We start from the raw sequence: 19,223 nt of genomic DNA on the forward strand, positions 1-19,223 counted from the left end.
AGCTGACAGGCATTCTTTATTTGGAAAATAACCTGACTGAAGGGGCTTTTACTACCGATCGCCTAGAATTGTTAAAACTGTTATCTGCCCAAATTGCTATTTCCATTGAGAATGCTCAACTTTACAAAAATTTACAGGAGTTTAATCAAAACTTAGAGCAATTAGTGAGCGATCGGACTCAACAATTATCGAACACCCTAGAGGCTTTAAAAGCCACCCAAACTCAGCTAGTCGAATCTGAAAAAATGGCATCTCTGGGAGGATTAGTTGCTGGTGTTGCCCATGAAATTAATACACCCATCGGAGTGGGTGTCACTGTTGCTTCAGCTTTGGCAGAAAATACCACAGAATTTGCATCTCTTTATAAAAGTGGCAAAATGAAGCGATCGGATTTAGAAGAATTTGTCGATATTGCTAGTCAAAGCAGTAAGGCCCTGCTAATTAACCTAGAGCGCGCGGCAGCCTTGATTCAAAGCTTTAAGCAAGTAGCAGTCGATCGCTCTAGCGAAGAACGACGTACTTTCCAGATCAGACCTTATCTTGATGAAATTTTATTACAATTAAAACCAAAGTTGAAAAATAGCCAACATTCGCTTAAAATTAAGGGAGATAGCAAAATTGCTATAGATTCTTATCCAGGAGCCTTGTCCCAAGTTGTGACCAACTTGCTAATCAATTCTCTGATTCATGCCTACGAACCAGGGATTTCTGGGGAACTAATCTTTGATTGGGAGCAAGAAGGTAATCGGCTAAGGTTTGAATACGCCGATGAAGGTAAAGGTATTCCCCCAGAAAACTTAAGTAAAATTTTTGAGCCATTCTTTACCACTAAGCGTGGTCAAGGTGGCAGTGGGTTAGGGTTACATATTGTCTACAATTTAGTCACCCAAAAACTAAAAGGTGAAATTGAATGTCTAAGTGAGGTGGGAAGAGGAACCAAGTTTATTATTAAATTACCGATGCAAATTGATTCCCCAATGTAGAGTTACAATTCCGATTTCCTGGCCAAGATAACTAAGTAAGTCCACCTCATTAAAAGTAAAATAAGGATGACTGAAAAGGTTGCTGTCTAACTCTTCTCCCTTCTGCCTTTTGCTTAACAGGTTTTCTAACTTCAAACCGACACATTAGTAAAAAATAAAGGTGTACAGCAATGAAAAGTGATTTTGACGATTTCTTAACTCCACCATCTCCAGAAACAGTATACTTTGCCGAAGTAATCGACTCGGATGACGAGATATTGTTTGCCGATGAAACCACCGAAGAAAAACTGAGTGAAAGCTGGAAAATTTTAGTTGTAGATGATGAGGCTCAAGTTCACACCGCTACCGAAATTTCACTAAGGAAGTTTGTCTTTGAAAATAAATCTTTAACCTTCATTAATGCTTACTCCGCTCGTGAAGCTAAACAGCTAATCCAAGAAAATCCTGATGTTGCCATCATCTTACTTGATGTAATTATGGAAACAGATGATGCTGGCTTAAACTTTGTTAAATATGTCCGAGAAGTTTTAGGCAATCATTTAGTGCGAATTATTTTACGCACGGGTCAACCCGGACAAGTACCTGAAAAAAGCATTATTATCAATTACGATATTAATGACTATAAAACTAAAACTGAATTAACGACATCAAAGCTATACACTACGATTCTAACAGCTTTGAGAAGTTTTTCTCTGAGTCAGAGTTTGCAGGCTGAAATAGAGCGACGCGAACAAGTAGAGAAAGCACTCCGTCTCAGTGAAGAAAAAGAGCACCAAAAATCTGTTGCCTTAGATCATTTTGTCCAAGAACTCCAAGAAACACAACTCCAGCTAGTTCAAAGTGAAAAAATGTCTAGTCTCGGTCAATTAGTTGCAGGTGTCGCTCATGAAATCAACAATCCGGTTAACTTTATTTACGGCAATCTGTCCCACGCCAACGACTATATTAAAGAACTCATTAATATGGTGAATCTTTACCAAAGGTATTACCCGCAACCCGAAGCAGAAATTATCCATGAAATAGAAGATGGAGAGTTGCCATTTATCATAGATGATTTACCAAAATTGCTTTCTTCCATGCAGTTAGGGATCGAACGCATTCGCAATATTGTTCACTCTTTACGCAATTTTTCTCGGTTGGATGAAACTGAAATTAAATCAGTAGATATCCACGAAGGCATTAATAGCACTTTGATGATCTTACAACACCGACTAAAGGCTAAGTCCGATCGCCCTGCTATTAATGTGATCAAAGACTATGGTGCATTGCCGCTGGTGAACTGTTATGCCGGTCAGCTCAATCAGGTGTTTATGAACCTTTTAGCGAATGCTATAGATGCTTTAGAAGAGCGGCTAAGTAGAGAAAGAGAAGATGGTGCAGTTTTTCACCCCCAAATTTTGATTCGGACTGAAATGGTACCAGGCAATTCGCATGACAACATTAGCTCGGATTCCCGCATCCTGATAACAATTGCTGATAATGGTTTGGGCATGACAGAAACAGTTCGTGCTAAACTTTTCACTCCCTTTTTTACTACTAAACCCATAGGAAAAGGTACAGGCATGGGATTGTCAATCAGCCGAAAAATTCTAATAGAAAAGCACTGTGGTCAATTGGAGTGTATTTCTCAGCCACAGCAGGGCACGCAGTTTATTATTGAGCTGCCGACTATCTGTAGATGCACTAAGAGCGCCGCCGTAGCGACTGCCTAGAAAACTCATCCGGCTGAATTGATCGTATACCGTTTTTCAGTTCCATGAGAATAGGGTAATTCCTAATTGGTAATTGCTCATTAATCGGAATTATGACAGAATTTTTCCCCGCAGCAAGTCCCCCCCCTTCTGGGGTCGGGATAGGCGCTGCCGCTTTAGCCACATTCTTCTAACTTAGAGCAGATTACAGGTTTATGAAGTAACCCCGTGATGGCTCCATCCCCGTAGGGGAATGCCATTGCCGCGCCTAAAGCTGCACTTCATAAAGCTGGGATACGCTGTAATTGTATTGGTTTTCAATATATTTTTTAACAATCTGTTCGCAGACGTTACCAACTGTGTCGTAAAAATACAGCATATTCCATATACAGCGTATTCCAGGTTTATGAAGTGCACCCTAGAAACCGGGTTTCTTTAGAGTTCTCGCATCATTACTGATTCTGTTGCTCGAAACCCGGTTTATCCCGATCTACATCTACATGGAATATGCTGTATCACAAGAGTTGAGGGCGAAAATACAAGGTTAAGACATTATTTAGCTCGTGTGAAACCAAAAAATATTTGTTATTCTCACTCAGGCAACTTGTTGCTAAGACATTCCCTTCGATTTTTAATTCACTATCTAAAATCTGCCGCTCTTTCAATTCGATATCAAAATCAAAGAAATTATTTGGCTTTTATGCGATCGCCGGCGTTGCTTAGTGATACCCTAATTGAGCAACGGCTTTTTTTGTAATATCATCTGCTCAAGGTTCTTCCCTCAGATGCAAATGTCGCCCTATTTCTTGATGACATACGTGCCAAAAATACAGTGTTAAATTCAGAAGGGCTAATAATTTAGTGCCATCTTCTAACATCGCGTGTACTCCTAGACTTTGAGACTCCAAACGATCCTCAAAGCGCGAGATAGCAAACAAGAGGAATGCTGCGACTAATGGCAGGTAAGGAGTGGTTTTGATGTATCGCCAAAACTTAACTCCGTAAAGGAAAACAGCACTACCATAACATAAATTAATTAATTTGCTAGATATTCCCAATCGAGAAAGAATCAAAGTCATCCGAAACCTGTCATCCAGGAAAAAGACTCCGAGTAGTAAAGCACTAAAAAATAAGAAGATCGCCGATCGACTCCGCGGCTCTTTTTGGCGCAACACTCCGAAAGTAAATGCACAAATTGCGACGGGGATGCACCAGAGGACTTCGGAAACTCCGGTGAGAATGCCTTCGTAAGGGAACCAGAAATTAAAAGGATCGCTAAACAGGCGTTCAACTCCGTCTCCCTGGTTGTAGAGTTTGGCGTATACGCTCAGCGCGCCCAAAATCAGAACAGTCAGAATGTTAAAAGCAGCTAAAAACGGTACACCCAAAAAGTTCTTTTTGAAAACTTTTAAAGAATTTGAAAACTTGGAATTTTTATCAAATAAAGGTAGAGGCTTCATAAAAAATGTCTCTAAGCAATAGAGTTCGTTACTTATTCACGGGTAGCCAAACCACAAAGGTAGTGCCGCGATCGGTTGGATAGAAATGAGTTTCCGCCGATGGCAGCCATTCAGGATTGACGGGGGAAAATACTTCTATTTCTCCTTGCATTTGGCGGACTAAATCGCGGGCGATCGCCAAACCCAATCCTGTGCCGGGAATTTCTGTCTGCGCTTTTTCTCCCCGGTAGTGCCGCTCAAATAAATGGTCTAAATCCTGGGGGGGAATGCCGGAACCTGTGTCGCTGACGGCAACTGCTATGGCTGGCAATTGGCTGTATCCTGCCCGATCGCCATCCGCTGCTTTGTACCTGACTTTAATATAAATTTGGCGGCCGGCAGGGGTATATTTCAAAGCATTGTCAATTAAATTGCTCAAAACTTCGCGCAAAGCTCGATCGTTCGCTGAGACTGGTGGCAAATCCGCCTCGATGTCGGCTACCAATTTCAGATTCCTTTCAGATGCGATCGCCTCGGCGGAAATTAACAGCGGTTTTAAGACTTCTGCCACAAAACAACAGGATTCCTGCAAATTGGCCGCAGGTGACAGCGACAGAGGAGAATGCCGGATTGATTCGACATTGGACATTGCTTTTTCTGAAGTGCCCGATCGCAGTTTTAGATGTGCTTCGCCGGTGTCAACAGTTCGATCGAACTGGCCCAGCAACTCTTGCAGCCGATCGCTCTCTCGCACAATACTAAAAGCCACATTGCGGTTTTTGTCTTCCGGTACCAGCCGCCGCGCTAACAGCTTGCCAAAAGTTCGCAACGCTGTCAGCGGACTTTTGAACTGATGCAGCAAATTGTGCATCGTGTCGTAAACCTGAGCCTGGATTTGCCGACTCGTACCCAATTCCTGCTGCATCCACTGCGATCGCTGGTCTAAAATGCAGGCTAAGGCTAAGGTGCGAGCAATTTGTTGTATCTGAGCCTCCTCTCGCTCGTTCCAAGGCCTGTCTTGCCGACCGCTGACTAGGAGTCCCATTACAGCTCCCTCGTGTATCAGAGGCGTCACAATTTGCATCCGCTGCTGCCACAAATTCTCCGGGCCTTGGCACTGATGGGAACTGCGCTCCTTACCCGGAAGTCGATCGGGTGCGATCGCCCCTACCGTTGATTCTTCCCCAGGCCCAACAGGCGGCGCCAGCAGTCGCGGTACCGGTTTCACTGTCGAGCTTTCGGAAGATTGCAACCTCAACCCCTGATTTTCTTCCGATTCGGCTGAGGTTTCTGGGTAAACCGCGATCGGCACCAACTTTGCTTCGCTGCCTTCTACGAGCTCTTGTGTCAGGTATACCGCGCTGAATTTCGCTCCCAAACTAACGGCGATGGCTACCTGCGAGCGGCAAAGTTTGACAAATTCTGAACTGGCTGGCATTAACATGAGCGCCACATCATTAAGATATCTAACGGAATTCTAAGTAAATTACAAATGATCGGCCACCGATTACTGATGAGAGACTTCTAGATTTCAGGTTTCTTCCCTTTGATAGAAGACAGCTATGTTGAAGGCATGGGGCTTTCATGAACCCAAATTGCCCCGCATCGCCGTCGGCGCAGCTTCCACCGATCCCCAAGCTTGGCTTTTGGCGGAACTTGCGGCCGACCATACCACAACCGCTACACTTTTGTCGATCGGCACGAATGTTAAGATTATGTCGATATATTAAAAACAGTTGATTTTTAGAGCTAGAACGGATATACTGGCCTCGGATTTGGTAGCTATCATTACAACCTGTCTGCTCATACTGTCTGCTCACAGAGGAGGTAAAGAAATTGGCCAGGAGACGCAAACGCAAGAGTCGCCGCCGACAAGAAGGACGCAGAATTTTAGAGTGTGTGCCTCAATATAGCATCGAGAGCGGCGAAGATAAACCCGTAACAGCGGCTCGCAAGTTCATCCATGCAGAAGGCATTGCTCCCCCAGCTTTGCTGTTAGTCAAGCGTAACGAGCATACCACTGACAGATACTTCTGGGCTGAAAAAGGTTTATTTGGAGCCCAATACGTAGAAGAGAACCATTTCTTGTTTCCCAGCTTAAAGGTGATGTTGGAAGCTACCACAGAAAAAATTCCTGTGGTGTCAGCCAGCCGCGCATAGCTCAAAAGGTTTAGCTCAAAACAGTGACAGCAATGTTTTTCTAACTCTTTTAACAAAAGCGCGAGATTTCTCATTGTCTGGAGAGTGCCAACTGAAATTTATGCGAAAAGTCCTTAGAAATTAGGGTATAAGGAGCCATCGCAACAGGCTCGATCGCACCCCAAGGGCGATCGCCACAATTGGCACTTTCACGATAATGGTTTTTTTTTGACTGTTTTGTCGATCAATTTGTCGATCGAACAAGTGGATCAAAAAAACAGCCACGGGTTTATCAACGAGAGAGCCGCTCTTGAGTTATCGGTTTGTCAGCTAGAAGTCTAACTACGGCATCTAGCATATCAAAAAACGTTCCGCGTCAAACTTTTAATCGATCGGTTTCAAATCTAAAGCTTTTTGCATGGCTGCTAGTTCATCGCGGTGAGCTCTGACAGTAACAAAGCTCTTGGTTGGGCTTCCCGACTCAGCAACTGATTCGAGTTTGAGCGAGACTTGCTCAGAGCGTCCAGCTTTTTTCCAGTAAAATACCCCCGCCAGCGGGGACAGCAGTACCAAAGCTAGGAAAATTTGACCCTGCTGAGGAACTAGCATTCCCAAAACCAGTCCCAAGCACAGAGCGCCGCCTGCACTCAGCAGAGTTAGAAAAATAGCTAGAAACCAACTCGGCCGCACAAAACCCTCAAACGTGACTTTATAGTTGGGGGCATCGACGGCTGCAACTCGGTAAGCTCTCTGGGCAAAATACTGTTGTAGCTCGGTTAACAGTGACTCTTGGGCGCTCTCGGAAGCCAGCTTGACTTGTTCGATTCGATCTTTGACTGAAGCCTTGATGAAGAAAAACAAGCCAACAGCCAGCAGTAGCGTTAGCACAAAGGTAGAAGGAAGAACAGCAGTATCCATCGGTAGAAGTTTGTGTAATTTAAATGATCTACTATTACTTTACAGAACTTTACATACGAAAGCGATCGAGGACTTACGCAGACACTTTGTTATCAAAATTCGCAGAAAGCTTCTTCTGCAAGGCGTTTTGCTCTCCATCACCCAATTCCCCTATCTCCCCATCATCCCTAATTCTCAAGTGACCGTGCGTAAGTCCTGACGTTGTGTAGCTGCTTTAATCGGTGTGCGGCGGGCGATCGAGCAAAGCGAAGGCAATCAGGCAAATCGCTTTGCAAGTAGCGCCAGCATCTCCAGGGTTTAGGCATCCGATTCCAACTCGGCTAACCCGTCTGACCAGTTTCTAAGGCGCGGGAACGACGCTCGGACGCGCCGTTTCCCTGACCAATGTACTCATGCCAGAGACGAGCGAGGTCTTGAGCTTGGTGCCGCCACTCAGGGAGGATTTGATACATCCGGCGGGGGCGGCCGCGTCCTTCTACTTTTTTCCAGTAACCGGTGATTACGGCTTCATCTTCGAGGAATTTCAGAGCGCTGTAGAGAACGGTATCAGAAAGTCGGTAGATGGGGAATTCCCTCTCTAGTTGGCCAATTAGTTCTGTACCGTAGGAATCTCCGCGCAATAACACGGAAAGAATGTAACACACAGCTAATTCCTTGTTTAGATAAACAGGAGGGGGGTCTTGAAAAAATTGATAGATATGTTCAAACTTCATCTGTCTTGTCCGCTGGAAACTCTCGTGATACCGTCAGGTTAACGGGAGAGGAAAGCGGGGCGGGGTGTGCCGCTTCCTAATGATTAAGTGGGACACCGGGGAAACAGAGGTGCAGTATTTCCCCAGTGAATGTTGATAGCCCCAAACGCTTGTCCTGCACTTCGGTAATGTTTGCCTGCGGCTTGGTTGAGCAGCGCGGGCGTAACTAGCGCAATTTTTTTCCTCTTCCAATGTATCGCAGCGACTATTGTCAAGTGTGCGATCGCCTGCAAGAGTTGGCAGTTACTTTGGGAGTTAGTGTTTTAACTGAATTTGCCGTTGATGTTTGCGTTCAAGCGCAGGCTTTAAACCGAACTCAGGCCTAACATAGCCCGCAGTGTAAAAGTTAGAAAGACAAAAGTCGCTACAATCGAACTAATCAGGGCGATCGCAGTTGCCGGTCGATCGAGCAGGGGTTTGAGTCGCTCGAACAGGAAAAAGAAAATTCCCAGGCATATCGTAATGAAAAAGCGGGGGTAGCGAGAGACGTTATTAATAAAATCTTGCATGAGCTTGGTGGGGTAAAGTGTTACAGCACAATCTTTGGCTGGTAACACTTGTGAGCGAGTTAGACAATTTTGGCACAGCCGGAGCTAAATCTGCCGATCGGGCGATCGGGCATTTTTGCCTAGGCTTAGCTGACATATATAATTCTAACGAAAACTTTTCGCCGATGGCTCCAGCACTCTCTGTTTAATGCCACTTAATGCCACGCGACCTCCGGTAAGAACTTCAGAAGTATTTCTATTGAGTTCTAGTTGTGATAAATATTAGAGGGCCGTTATTTCTAGATAAATGTCTGCTGCCGCACCTTCTTTCGTCTTGCCACGTCCCTTTCTGAAATGGGCAGGAGGCAAAACTCGGTTGATTGGACAATATCAACCTTATTTTCCTGAAAAGTTCACCACTTACTACGAGCCTTTTTTGGGCGGCGGAGCTGTATTTTTTTACTTAGCACAGCAGCACCCTGGTTTGCAAGCTGTTTTAACAGATATTAATCCTGAGTTGATTAATGCTTATCGCTGTGTCAGGGATAAAGTTGAGGAGCTAATTGAGCTTTTGTTCGATCACCAGTCAGAACACAGCAAGAACAATAAAGATTATTATTACTCGGTGCGATCGCGCTCCTACACAACAGATATAGAAAAAGCAGCACGCCTGATTTACCTAAATAAAACTTGTTACAACGGCCTCTACAGAGAAAACTCAAAAGGTGAATTTAATGTTCCCATAGGTCGATACAAAAATCCTAACATTTGTCAAGCAGATTTACTGCGATCGGTCTCATCTTTACTCGCGCCCGCTCAAATTGAAGTCAGAAAATTCGATGAAATTTTGGATTTTGCTACCAGCAGCGAAGACTTTGTTTATTTTGACCCGCCTTATTATCCAATCAGTGCCACCAGTAACTTCACCACTTACAGCCGGGATAATTTCAAAGAAGCGGAACAGCTTAAACTGAGAGATATTTTTGCCGAACTTGCAGAACGGGGCGTGAAAGTTATGCTGTCTAATTCCAACTGCGATTTTATAGAAAAAATCTACCGCGACACTCAAGTTTTCCCAAATAAATCTCTGCCAAAGCTCATTGAAATCTCAGCATCTAGAGGAATTAATTCTAATAGTTTTAAGCGCGGTAAAATCAAAGAATTATTAATACGTTTATTTTAAATCTTATTTAAGCCAAGTCTCTAATTAAGGAATGAGAATTAAATAACTGACAATGCGTGATGGTTCTTGTGGGATGGGCGTCCCGCCCGTCCAGAAAGGGCGGGCTCTCTGGCCAACCCCTACGGCAGCATCTCAGTTTTGCATTTACAGTGCGAGCGTCCCCGCTCGCGTATTGTACAATACGCGAGCGGGGACGCTCGCACTAGAATAAAAAAATGCTTTTTACAAAACTGAGATGCTCCCAACCCCTACTCCCCACAAACTTGTGTAAATTATTTAATTCGCGATCCTAAGCATATTTTGTAGGAGCAATACCTAGTTTCGCCCGACGCGGCAAAGTTCCGTAAGTCCTGTTACAGGTATTTGTTAGCCCAGGTAATGAAACCTTCGAGCTTGTGAACTGCCAACAGATTTTGATTGTCAGGAATTTGTTTTTTAAACCAGTCGATCGAACCTTGCCTCATACCGTCACCGCCCACTATAACAATAGTTGGCACCCGATAACAATTTTTAATATTTAAATTGAGGTAAGGATACTTCTCGTCTACTGAACCTTTGTCTTCTTGCCACTTGCACTCAACAATTAGACCCAGAGGAAACAAACCGCAACCAACAATATAAAAATCGACATTTATTTCAGTTTCATAAATGCTAGACCCGATATAAACCTGTTTAGCATATCGCTTGGGATTTTCAGTAGAGATTAAGAGCCAATCTCGCTTGCGCTTTTTCGGCAACTGGGGACATATTTCGAGATATCCGTGGCCTCTCAACGTACCTTCTACAGTTGTTTCTAAAACAAAACCAGTTTTATTGGCTCTAAAACCCCTATTCATTTGGTTTGCTCCTGAATATAATTTGAATTAAGCCGATCGCACTTGAATCACCCCTCTGTCAAAAACCCGTTTGTCAGTACCGATAGAACTGACAAACATCCGGTCTTCATAGACATCAAACGTCGCAAAACTCAGGCGGCTAGCAGAATACTCCGTCCACTCAGAACGCCCCACCGGACGAGTGCCCCCGCCGGCACCGCAAATTAAATAAGTCGTACCGTTAATCGATCGAGTGCGTTCGTAACTATGCTCGTGTCCGTTGATATAAAGCTGCACGCCGTACTTTTGAAACAAAGGCGTTAAAGTCTTAATAAAAGGTTGATTCAATCCGTAGACGCCAGAGGAATAAATCTGGTGGTGGCCGAACACAACTTTCCAAGGTGCGGTGCTCTGACTCAACTCTTTTTCCAGCCACACAAGCTGATTGTTCCAGTCAGCATTGTGATTGGTATCTAAAGCAAAAAACTGTACTGGATCTCGCCGAAAAGTATAGTAGCGACCTTGCATATTAAAACCCGCATATTTAACTTGCGGATCGCCGTTAGCAGTGCGGATGTCGTGATTTCCCAGACAAGCATAAAATTTTACACCTTGCTGCAATAACGGCTGATAAGGCCGCTCGAAAACAGCATTAATTTTTTCAATTTCGCCGTTATTGTAGATATTGTCGCCGGCAAGAACAGCAACATTAAAAGGGTTTTTCCGGTGATATTGCGCCATCGCCTCAGCGACAGCATACTGACCTTCAGCGCCGGTACCGGTGTCGGCTACCGAAATAAAGCGTAAAATAGGCGGTGAGGCCGGCAAAGGGACGATCGCCCTTTCTGTCTCAACGTTAGAAGGCACAGCAGCGTTGGCCTCTGTACCCCAGGAAGTCCGAAGCTGAAACATTTTCCAGACTCCGGCAAAACCAAAGCTGCTGAGACTGCCTAAAAGTAGAAAGTGACGGCGTTTGATGCTCATTTTGATTCGGTTACAACTAAGTTAAATGATAAATTAAGGTTGAGATGGCTCAATTAAAATTTATCTCGTTTAGATATATTTGCAACGCCCCAAGGCAGAGAAAATGTCAGAAGAACAACTAAACCAACCAACTCCAGAACCCTCTCAATCTCCGACACCGGAGGTTGATTCGGCTGCAAAGTCTGCCCCCACTGGCAGCAAAACTCAAAATGCCAGCAGCGCGGTTCCCAAAAGTCAGACAATCAAAGCTTTGATGGCATCGATTGGGAACTTGGGAAAAAAAGGCAAAAAAGTACCAGCCGAACCCCCCTTGCAGCAAGTAAAGCCGATCGCGCCTACCGCTGCTGACTCAGCAACAGTAAGTCCTCCCGCTGTTGCTGCGGAAGTTAACAGCGTGGCACCAAAAGTTGCTGTAAAAGTTGATAAAAAGCCTGTATCCCAACGCAGGGAAGGGAGCTTTTTACAGAACGTCGGTATACTTTGGCAAAGTATTGTGCGGCTAGTGCGATCGCTACTGCCACCATCTACGAACCAGAAGCTGTCCGATCCAATTTTAAACGCTGCCATAGCAGCAATTCTAATCGTTGCAGTCGGTTTAACTCTCAACAGTTTCTCACCAAAACCGCCGGAGAAAGTAGCAAAAGTGCCTCTCCCAGCAGCGCAGCAGTCGCCGCAAACTTTTGGTGATTTTATGGCATCGGGAACTCCGAAATCGCCAGAGGCGATCGTACCGTCTGGGCAAATCTCTGCTAAATTCAAAAGCAAGTTGCCCGATTTAGTGACGCCGGAAAAACCGCAACCAGTAGAAATTATCCCACCGCCACCGCTGACGCCCGAACAGTCTCTGATTGCTGCGATTCAAAATCAAGTTACTGACATTAAGAATCGACTGGGAGGCGGCTTAGTTGAGTCTGTTCAAGCTAATTTTGCCAGCAGCATTTTGACAGTAAAAGTCGCTGAAGATTGGTACAAACTCAGCGTAGTTGAGCAAAATCAACTAGCAACGAAGATGTGGAAGGAGGCTAACTCACTCGATTTCAGCAAGTTAGAAATTGCGAATATGGAAGGGAAGTTAATAGCTAGAAGTCCGGTTGTTGGTTCGGAAATGATTATTTTAGAGAGAGGGATTAATTAGAATTTAAATAGTCTGTATCTGTACGCCATCTTACCAGCCTTAAAGTCCAGGACGCATAACATAATTATGTAGCGTGCTCCCTGCGTACCTTACGGCTGTTGATTTTTTTGAGGAATATCGAACTTTTCCCAACTCCTACAGAATGCTGGCATTAAATTAATAACTTTGAGGAAAATTGAAAAATGACAATTTTAACTCAAGCCGAACAATTAGAAATTCAATATCCCAGCAGCGACGGAGAGCCGATGGCTGAAAGCGACATCACGCGCGATCACATGAATTACAGCGTAGAATCTGTTGGGAGCATCTCATATTTGTATTTGTAAAAATACTTCTTCTGGCTCCTTCCTTCTTCTGGCTCCTTCCTTGTTCCTCTTTCCTTGTTCCTCTTTCCTTCTGCCTCCTGCCTCCTGCCTCCTGCCTCAAAACTCCAATTTCTAGCGGAGGGCTGCAAAGGTGAGATGCTCCCAAGCTGTCAAGCTTTACTTTCAAGAACGTTCTGATGTTTACGTGTCAGCTAATTCTTTCATATATTATGAAGAAGGGAACAACCGGGAGCATTTCATTTTTGCAAAAAGCATTTTTTTACAGTGCGAACTATTGAATATCTCGCACTATAAAAGCCAAACAGAGATGCTCCCGTTGTTCCGTAATTTCCCGTCAGTAAATTTAAGTAGGCTTGAAATGCGAGCCTACAACAATCTAAGTATTTTGGCTGACTAACGTACATTACTTTGATAAATAATCTGTAAAATTTTAACAATTCAATCACAATTTATCAGTCAAACAAACTAACTAGCGCAGCAACCTTCACATATGCTCTGCTATTAAGTTGTTGCGGACACTGCCAGTTTTCCAGTACCCGACGGAAAATATCAGTAATTTCCGTGATTGACTTGCTGCCGAAAATACGGGAACATTATTCTTAATAAAAGCTTGGCAGCTCAATAAAAATCACGCACTAAAAACTTGATTAAGTCCGAATCCACACATTCTTCTTGAATGAAGGGTGAAGCGCATCAATTAGTTAGTTTGAAACTATCACAAGCAAACAGCTCACTCGCATCTACGGAAATTAAACATGAAACTTGTTAAAGATTCACCTTTTAACTCTCAAGATCCGTTTCAGAATTTCCTCGCCCCAGAATTCGAGATTGATACCAAAAACTTACTCAATAGTCAAGCTTACGCCAGCAACATCTCAGAACAAACACTCCCTCCACTTCGGGCCGCTGACAACAATAGCGCTGAAGACATCGCCAGCTTTTCCAACTCCCTCAGTTTGAGTCAGAGCTTCCCCAACACAGATTTTACCCCCCCCGCAAAAAATAGCGCACTGGATGCTCTGACTGGGGAACTTATAGGTGAAAGGGATCTCGACTACTCAGACAAAGATGCTTTAATCGGCGAAAGACGCGCATCCCAAGTCGCACCAACAGCTTCTAATCCCAAAGCACCTCCCATTATCCAAAGTGCCGAACTTAAGTTTACAGACAGCAACAATCAATCTTTTCCCAACAATCAACCCGTTCTCTTCATCACGGGTACTAATGTATTAGTAGATAACTTGAGCGACCCGTTAGGCAGCAGATTCAGCGACTTAACCGTTAAATTTTTCGTAGGCAGACAAGCTTACGAAGGAACAGTTTTGACAGACAAAAGTCGCAAATTGGAAAACAATCAATTTGAAATCGCCGTTCAAGTTCCCAACACCTTACCGTTAGGTGAATCCCGCATCGTCATCAGCCGCAAGCAAAACGAAAAAGTTAGCCCAAATCCCTCAGAACCAGCCAAAGAAGTTAAATACGATAGCAGTCCTTACCGAATAGAAAACAATACAGAATACATCTTTGGCGCGCAGTGGACAACAGATAAAATCGCAATTATTAACGGTGCAAATCCCGAATCAGTCGTCACAGCTACTAATAGCAGCGACTTGTCGATTGCCAGCGTTTCTGTAGGCACGGATGATATACTCGATCGACCGCGAGAACTAACACTCACCAGTGACGGTAGCCGTGCTTATGTAGCGATGGATCGTTCTGGGCGCATTGCTTTAGTCGATCCGATGACCAGGCAACAGGTAGACACTCAGCCGAATACCGCTGGTATTAACCCGATAAATTTGCCCAGCGGTGCAGAACCTCGATCCATAGTCATAGACCCCCGCGACCAATACGCTTACATCGCAGACGGAAAAATCGGCAGCAACTCCATCTACGTTCTCGATATCAACCCGTTTTCCTCAACCTATCACCAAGTTACCCAAACCATCCCAGTCGGTACAGCCCCAAGCGGTTTGCGACAAATAGCTATTAGCAGCGACGGCAAAAAGCTGTTTGTTACTGCACCAAACGGCTCGAACAGCAAAATTTACGCTGTTAATATCGACCCCAAAGACCGACCCAGCGACCCCAGTCAGAACCCCAAAAAGTGGAATCAATTAATCGGAAGTATCACAGCCGATGAAGGAGTAGAAGGAATAGCAAGCACCGTCAATCCCTTAGCCATGACCTTTACGAACAGCGGCAAAGATAGCAACGGATTTGGGGTATTGGACATTACTAATAATGACCCGGTGAGTTTTGCTGCTACCACCCGATATGCAAGTTTAGGGCTGGGTTTTGCGAGCGATTACTTTGATGTGAATGAGGGAGTCGCGGTAACGGTACTGCCGGATGCCAGTTATGCCTTTGTGGTCGGCCGCAATTCCGACACGAAATTCTTCGGTCAAGAACTACCCAGCGTAGATGGAGACCCGCGGGCCGGCAGCAACATCGGCATTATCAAAGACCCGCTAACAAATCCGCAATTAATGGCGGGAACTAGACCAATTCCAGATGGATTCGCTACAGACTTAGCGCTGTCAAGTGATAGCAAGTTTCTTTACGCTTCCTATCCAAATTTAAGCGGTGCTGGCGGCAAAGTTTATGTTTTTGATGTGGAGGAATTTGTCAAAACATTGACCAACCCCGGTCAATTCCAAGTAGATGCCAAAGGTCGCGGTGTTGGGCTGCCGTTGTTTGACAGCGCTACGGCACGAAATGCTACGGTTGCTGACTTGTCGGCGATTCCAATTGACAATATTAATCCAGCGGTTAGTATTGCTGCTGATTTTCAGATTTTGACCGATGCGAACAACCAATATACTTACGGCGTGCCGCCGGGAAGTAAGAAAGCTCCCGTTTCTGTGACTAACCCTCGCGGTTTGGCGGCGACACCGCTGGATTGGCTGGATTTGAAAGGGCCTGGAGAGAATACAAATGACTTGACTCCTACTTTTGATTGGGATTTCAGCATTCCTGATTCTGATGTACGCGAAGTTAATTTGTTTGTCAGCACCTTCCCAGAAGGTGAGGGTCTGTTGCCTTGGGACCAAGTTGTCAATTTATCTGAAGCGCTGCCCAATTCCGGCTTAACTCAAGAGGAAAAAAGACAATTTTTGAGTTCTCCGTGGCAAGAGTTTGATGACTTTAATCCGAACCGCATTCTCACAGCAACTTGGAAGCCTTCTGGTGGCTGGGTTTGGAATGGAGGTGACAGGTTTGGAGATAACAACAATTTTACCCTCGATCCAGACCGGACTCTCACAGCAGGTCAAACCTATTATTGGGCTGTCGAAGCAATAAACACTGAGGGAGAGCGAAATATTGATTTTGGGCAATTTAATACACAGCTAGAAAGCGCTCTTTCTCCCTTCAGAAGCGTCACTGTTCTCACTCACGGTTTTACACCTCCGATAGTTGCCGAAGCAGTAATTCCCCCTAACTTTTTTGACATCGCAAACAACATCACGGATGCAGGGGGTGGGGGTTTGATTCTTCGTTACGATAAGGGCACAGGTTTCTGGGTTCCTGTCGATAAATATGGCGTAGTCATGCCAGACTTCCCCGCAGGTCAAAATCCAGAAACCACAACGAATTACCTCCAACAATTAGCTACTTACATATCTGACAATTACAGCGACAAATCTTTAGTGCTTCTGCCTGATTGGGCTCAAAACAACGAATCAAGCGTGCCTGATTCTGGTTTTACAGAAGGTGCAGCAGATGCTTTCTACGCCTCGCTAGTGCAGTTAGACCAAGCTTTGGGCGGAACCATTGGAGAACTCGATTCTCAAGGGAAGCCGCGCTTTTACGACAGCGAAGGGAAACTGATTCGAGACCAGGGTGACTTGTTCGACTCTCCCATGCACTTTATTGGCTTCAGTCGCGGAACAGTTGTTAATAGTGAAATTGTGCAGCGCTTGCTGACAGCATTCCCCAATGCAGGCGGAACAAATCAATTCGGCCGCGATTTTCAAGTCACGACAATCGACCCCCACGACTTCGATCAGGAGAGTCTTTCGCTGGTGGGGATTGGAGGGTTTAGAAACTTCTACGAGCCAAAGGTGCAAACTTGGGAAGGCATTACATTTGCCGATAATTACTACCAAACTACAGCCGAGCCGAGTTTGGGGTCGTTTACTCCCAACGGTCGAAATATTCCTAACCTTCTGCCACCAGAAGATACTAGCAATCAACCCGGACTTCAGTTCCCGAAAGATGAAGATGGCAATCTCCTCGGTGTCCCCGATGTAGTCGAATTTCTAGGAACTCATTCTGGGGAAACGAGCTATGCTGAAAGTCGGGCTGGCTTCACCCGACAAACCGATGCTATTCCAATAATTGGGGGCGGTTTGGGCGCTACTCACGGACGAGTTCTCAATTGGTACTCCGGCAGTGCGAATCTGGGTTTAACGGAGTCGCAACCCAGCTATGCGGTGGATTGGCTCAAAGATCCAGTTTACCGCCGCCGCAGCGATGGAGCTTACGAGGTGTTGTTCGATGCCGACTTCTACGATACTAATCCCAACCGTGTCAATCCTTGGTACACCCCAAATCATACAGACGCAAACTTTGTCCAAGGTAGCGCTGAGGCTCCTTGGGAAGGGATTGGGACTGGATGGTTTTATTCTATAAATGGTGGCGGTGAACGTTTGCGGCCAGAAACGCAGCCGCGAGTGCCGCTAAGTTTTGACAACACTTACAGTGCTAGAATGCGCGGCGATGCTGCTGTTCCCACTCTTTTTAATGGCAATTTTGATGCTGTTACCGATCCGTTTGGGGGGAATTTGAGCCAGGTTCGCAGAACTATTTCTAACGCGCTACCTGGGTGGTCATTCCACAATGGTCAACAAAATCCAAATATTGATTTGGTTCAAAATTTGGAGGATGTAAAGTCAAAGAAAGGGAAAAGCGAAATAGACTATGCCTTTAAACTAGGAGCCAACGGAGTCAAAGAAATTGTTCACAATCGATTTGTTGTACCTGACTGGGGAAATTTACGGTTTGATGTTCATGCTCCTGTCAAAAAAGGAAACCTGAAGGTCACGTTGGAAACGACAACAGGTACAGAGATCGCAAAAACCACAATAGACCTTAAAAGCAATTTGCAAGACCTCCCTTTCACCCCCACCGAAAATGTCAATACCCCAGCAAATCTCGCTCTGGCGACTAATATCTACTTAGGTAATGCTAATAAGATTGGATTTGGTCGAAAAGGTTTTGAAACTTTCCAGCTTAATTTGCAAACTCCTGATGAAGTGACACAGCTTTACCGAGGGCAACCAGCTACTTTGAAGTTTGAATTAGAAGGAGGAGACCATGTTTTCATAGATGATGTCTTCTTTAAGAGCGACCACCTGAGATTGGGAAATCCAACTGAAGCAAGATGGGATATTAAAGCCCCGGAGCAAAATTCATATCAAACCAATTTGTTGCTTGAAAAACCTCAGTATTCCTCATCTTATAATGCCGTTACTGGGCTTCCTAACTGGGTAAGTTGGAAAGTTGACAGGTCTTGGAGAAATCGAGTTGAGGGAAGAACAAATACTCCATTCCTAACCGATCCAGGCTTGCCTGGTAGTCCTCAAGTTCCGAGCTGGCCTAGAATTGATGGGATAATGTATACAGGAACGGGTTTGGATAGAGGTCATCTTATCCCTAACCAAGATAGAAACAGAAATGAGAAAGATGCTCAGGCTACCTACCTAAGCACAAACTTAATCCCGCAAGCGCTCGACAACAACCGGCTGTTTCGCAAGAACAGAGGTAGGTTCGACCCAGACATTTCACCTGCATGGTCTAGAATTGAATCAAAATTAGTTGAGCAGCTAATCTTTGATTACAACAAAAAACTTGATATTACTGCTGGTGTTTTTGATACTAAACAACAGAATTGGTCAATCCAGCCAAAAACTAGAGCACGTGAATTACTTACGGAAGCGCCAAATCAGGGAAATACAAATCCTACAAATTTAGAAGCTAACGGAATTCGCATTCCTGGGTGGACTTGGAAAACAATCTTAGTTTCCAATCAATCAAGTCTTGGGGTACAAGATGTTCTTGGCAGTTACACGTACATTACGCCCAACATACCAGAACCTTACACGGATTGGAGCGGGAAACCAGCAGTCCCCAATCCACTTAATCAACTCTTAGGGGAAAACCGCGAGCCTATAACAAGTGCCGAACAATGGCGAAGACCAAATACCTGGAAGATTTCTATTAATCAGCTTGAAAATCTTCTGAATACTCAGGGTTCTGACACGGTTTTTAACTTTTTGTCAAATCTTCCTGAAGATGTTCGCAATCGAATTAAACAACAGAGCGATTTCTCGTTTCCACCACCTCCCTAAGTCCGACTTGATCGGGA

Annotated in this window: 17 protein-coding genes and 1 pseudogene; 11 read left to right on the forward strand and 7 right to left on the reverse strand. The window is 44.8% G+C overall.

Annotation, left to right across the window (positions count from 1 at the left end; translation table 11 throughout):
• The 3 genes and pseudogenes from QT992_RS15290 to QT992_RS15300 all read left to right on the forward strand — a co-directional run.
• The coding region (locus tag QT992_RS15290; RefSeq protein ID WP_333342828.1) for a GAF domain-containing sensor histidine kinase at positions 1-983 on the forward strand (983 nt) is incomplete at its 5' end.
• A 170-nt stretch (positions 984-1,153) separates the two neighbouring features.
• Positions 1,154-2,695, forward strand: a complete 1,542-nt coding sequence (locus QT992_RS15295; RefSeq protein ID WP_333342827.1) for an ATP-binding protein — start codon at positions 1,154-1,156, stop codon at positions 2,693-2,695.
• Positions 2,696-3,188: 493 nt separating this feature from the next.
• Positions 3,189-3,431, forward strand: a pseudogene (locus QT992_RS15300) (hypothetical protein); the annotation flags it as partial.
• Between the two features lie 10 nt (positions 3,432-3,441).
• Here QT992_RS15300 and QT992_RS15305 read toward each other — a convergent pair.
• Together QT992_RS15305 and QT992_RS15310 are read right to left on the reverse strand one after the other, a co-directional pair.
• The gene (locus QT992_RS15305) at positions 3,442-4,134 is read right to left on the reverse strand and encodes a hypothetical protein (protein ID WP_333342826.1); all 693 of its coding nucleotides are present in this window, start codon (positions 4,132-4,134) and stop codon (positions 3,442-3,444) included.
• Between the two features lie 28 nt (positions 4,135-4,162).
• Positions 4,163-5,551: a GAF domain-containing sensor histidine kinase gene (locus QT992_RS15310; RefSeq protein ID WP_333342825.1), complete on the reverse strand. Its 1,389-nt coding sequence runs from the start codon at positions 5,549-5,551 to the stop codon at positions 4,163-4,165.
• Positions 5,552-5,675: 124 nt separating this feature from the next.
• On the opposite strand from QT992_RS15310, the gene QT992_RS15315 reads away from it, so the two are divergent.
• Together QT992_RS15315 and QT992_RS15320 are read left to right on the forward strand one after the other, a co-directional pair.
• Positions 5,676-5,843, forward strand: a complete 168-nt coding sequence (locus QT992_RS15315; protein WP_333319970.1) for a hypothetical protein — start codon at positions 5,676-5,678, stop codon at positions 5,841-5,843.
• Positions 5,844-5,949: 106 nt separating this feature from the next.
• Positions 5,950-6,273 (forward strand): DUF3155 domain-containing protein, encoded by a 324-nt coding sequence (locus QT992_RS15320; RefSeq protein ID WP_006635576.1) that lies wholly within the window; start codon positions 5,950-5,952, stop codon positions 6,271-6,273.
• Between the two features lie 363 nt (positions 6,274-6,636).
• Here the strand turns inward: QT992_RS15320 and QT992_RS15325 are convergent, their stop codons facing one another.
• Together QT992_RS15325 and QT992_RS15330 are read right to left on the reverse strand one after the other, a co-directional pair.
• A complete protein-coding gene (locus QT992_RS15325) occupies positions 6,637-7,170 on the reverse strand; it encodes a cofactor assembly of complex C subunit B (RefSeq protein WP_333319968.1) in 534 nt (177 codons plus the stop codon).
• A 320-nt stretch (positions 7,171-7,490) separates the two neighbouring features.
• A complete protein-coding gene (locus QT992_RS15330) occupies positions 7,491-7,883 on the reverse strand; it encodes a PadR family transcriptional regulator (RefSeq protein ID WP_333139606.1) in 393 nt (130 codons plus the stop codon).
• A 230-nt stretch (positions 7,884-8,113) separates the two neighbouring features.
• Here QT992_RS15330 and QT992_RS15335 point away from each other — a divergent pair, with 230 nt between their 5' ends.
• Positions 8,114-8,248, forward strand: coding sequence for a hypothetical protein (locus QT992_RS15335; RefSeq protein WP_333319966.1), 135 nt, complete (start codon positions 8,114-8,116; stop codon positions 8,246-8,248).
• Here the strand turns inward: QT992_RS15335 and QT992_RS15340 are convergent.
• Entirely contained in the window at positions 8,228-8,431 is a 204-nt protein-coding gene (locus QT992_RS15340) for a DUF751 family protein (protein ID WP_190657763.1), read from the reverse strand. The two genes, QT992_RS15335 and QT992_RS15340, sit on opposite strands and share 21 nt — an antisense overlap.
• 17 nt (positions 8,432-8,448) lie before the next feature.
• Between QT992_RS15340 and QT992_RS15345 the strand changes: the two genes are divergently transcribed.
• A complete protein-coding gene (locus QT992_RS15345) occupies positions 8,449-8,619 on the forward strand; it encodes a hypothetical protein (protein WP_333342823.1) in 171 nt (56 codons plus the stop codon).
• A 98-nt stretch (positions 8,620-8,717) separates the two neighbouring features.
• The gene (locus tag QT992_RS15350; protein WP_333342822.1) at positions 8,718-9,593 is read left to right on the forward strand and encodes a DNA adenine methylase; all 876 of its coding nucleotides are present in this window, start codon (positions 8,718-8,720) and stop codon (positions 9,591-9,593) included.
• A 353-nt stretch (positions 9,594-9,946) separates the two neighbouring features.
• On the opposite strand, the gene QT992_RS15355 is transcribed toward QT992_RS15350, so the two are convergent.
• Together QT992_RS15355 and QT992_RS15360 are read right to left on the reverse strand one after the other, a co-directional pair.
• Positions 9,947-10,429 carry a PD-(D/E)XK nuclease superfamily protein gene (locus QT992_RS15355; protein ID WP_333139600.1) on the reverse strand — a complete coding sequence of 161 codons (483 nt, stop codon included), beginning with the start codon at positions 10,427-10,429 and terminating at the stop codon, positions 9,947-9,949.
• A gap of 27 nt (positions 10,430-10,456) precedes the next feature.
• Positions 10,457-11,392 (reverse strand): metallophosphoesterase, encoded by a 936-nt coding sequence (locus QT992_RS15360; RefSeq protein WP_333342835.1) that lies wholly within the window; start codon positions 11,390-11,392, stop codon positions 10,457-10,459.
• 103 nt (positions 11,393-11,495) lie between these two features.
• Between QT992_RS15360 and QT992_RS15365 the strand changes: the two genes are divergently transcribed.
• The 3 genes from QT992_RS15365 (at position 11,496) to QT992_RS15375 (ending at position 19,206) form a co-directional block, all read left to right on the forward strand.
• The gene (locus tag QT992_RS15365) at positions 11,496-12,527 is read left to right on the forward strand and encodes a hypothetical protein (protein WP_333342834.1); all 1,032 of its coding nucleotides are present in this window, start codon (positions 11,496-11,498) and stop codon (positions 12,525-12,527) included.
• Positions 12,528-12,709: 182 nt separating this feature from the next.
• On the forward strand, positions 12,710-12,853 hold the full coding sequence (locus QT992_RS15370) for a hypothetical protein (protein WP_333342833.1): 144 nt from the start codon (positions 12,710-12,712) through the stop codon (positions 12,851-12,853).
• A 755-nt stretch (positions 12,854-13,608) separates the two neighbouring features.
• The gene (locus QT992_RS15375) at positions 13,609-19,206 is read left to right on the forward strand and encodes a DNA/RNA non-specific endonuclease (RefSeq protein ID WP_333342832.1); all 5,598 of its coding nucleotides are present in this window, start codon (positions 13,609-13,611) and stop codon (positions 19,204-19,206) included.
• Positions 19,207-19,223 lie beyond the last annotated feature (17 nt).

Source organism: Microcoleus sp. T3_D1 (assembly GCF_036700405.1).
GTDB lineage: Bacteria > Cyanobacteriota > Cyanobacteriia > Cyanobacteriales > Microcoleaceae > Microcoleus.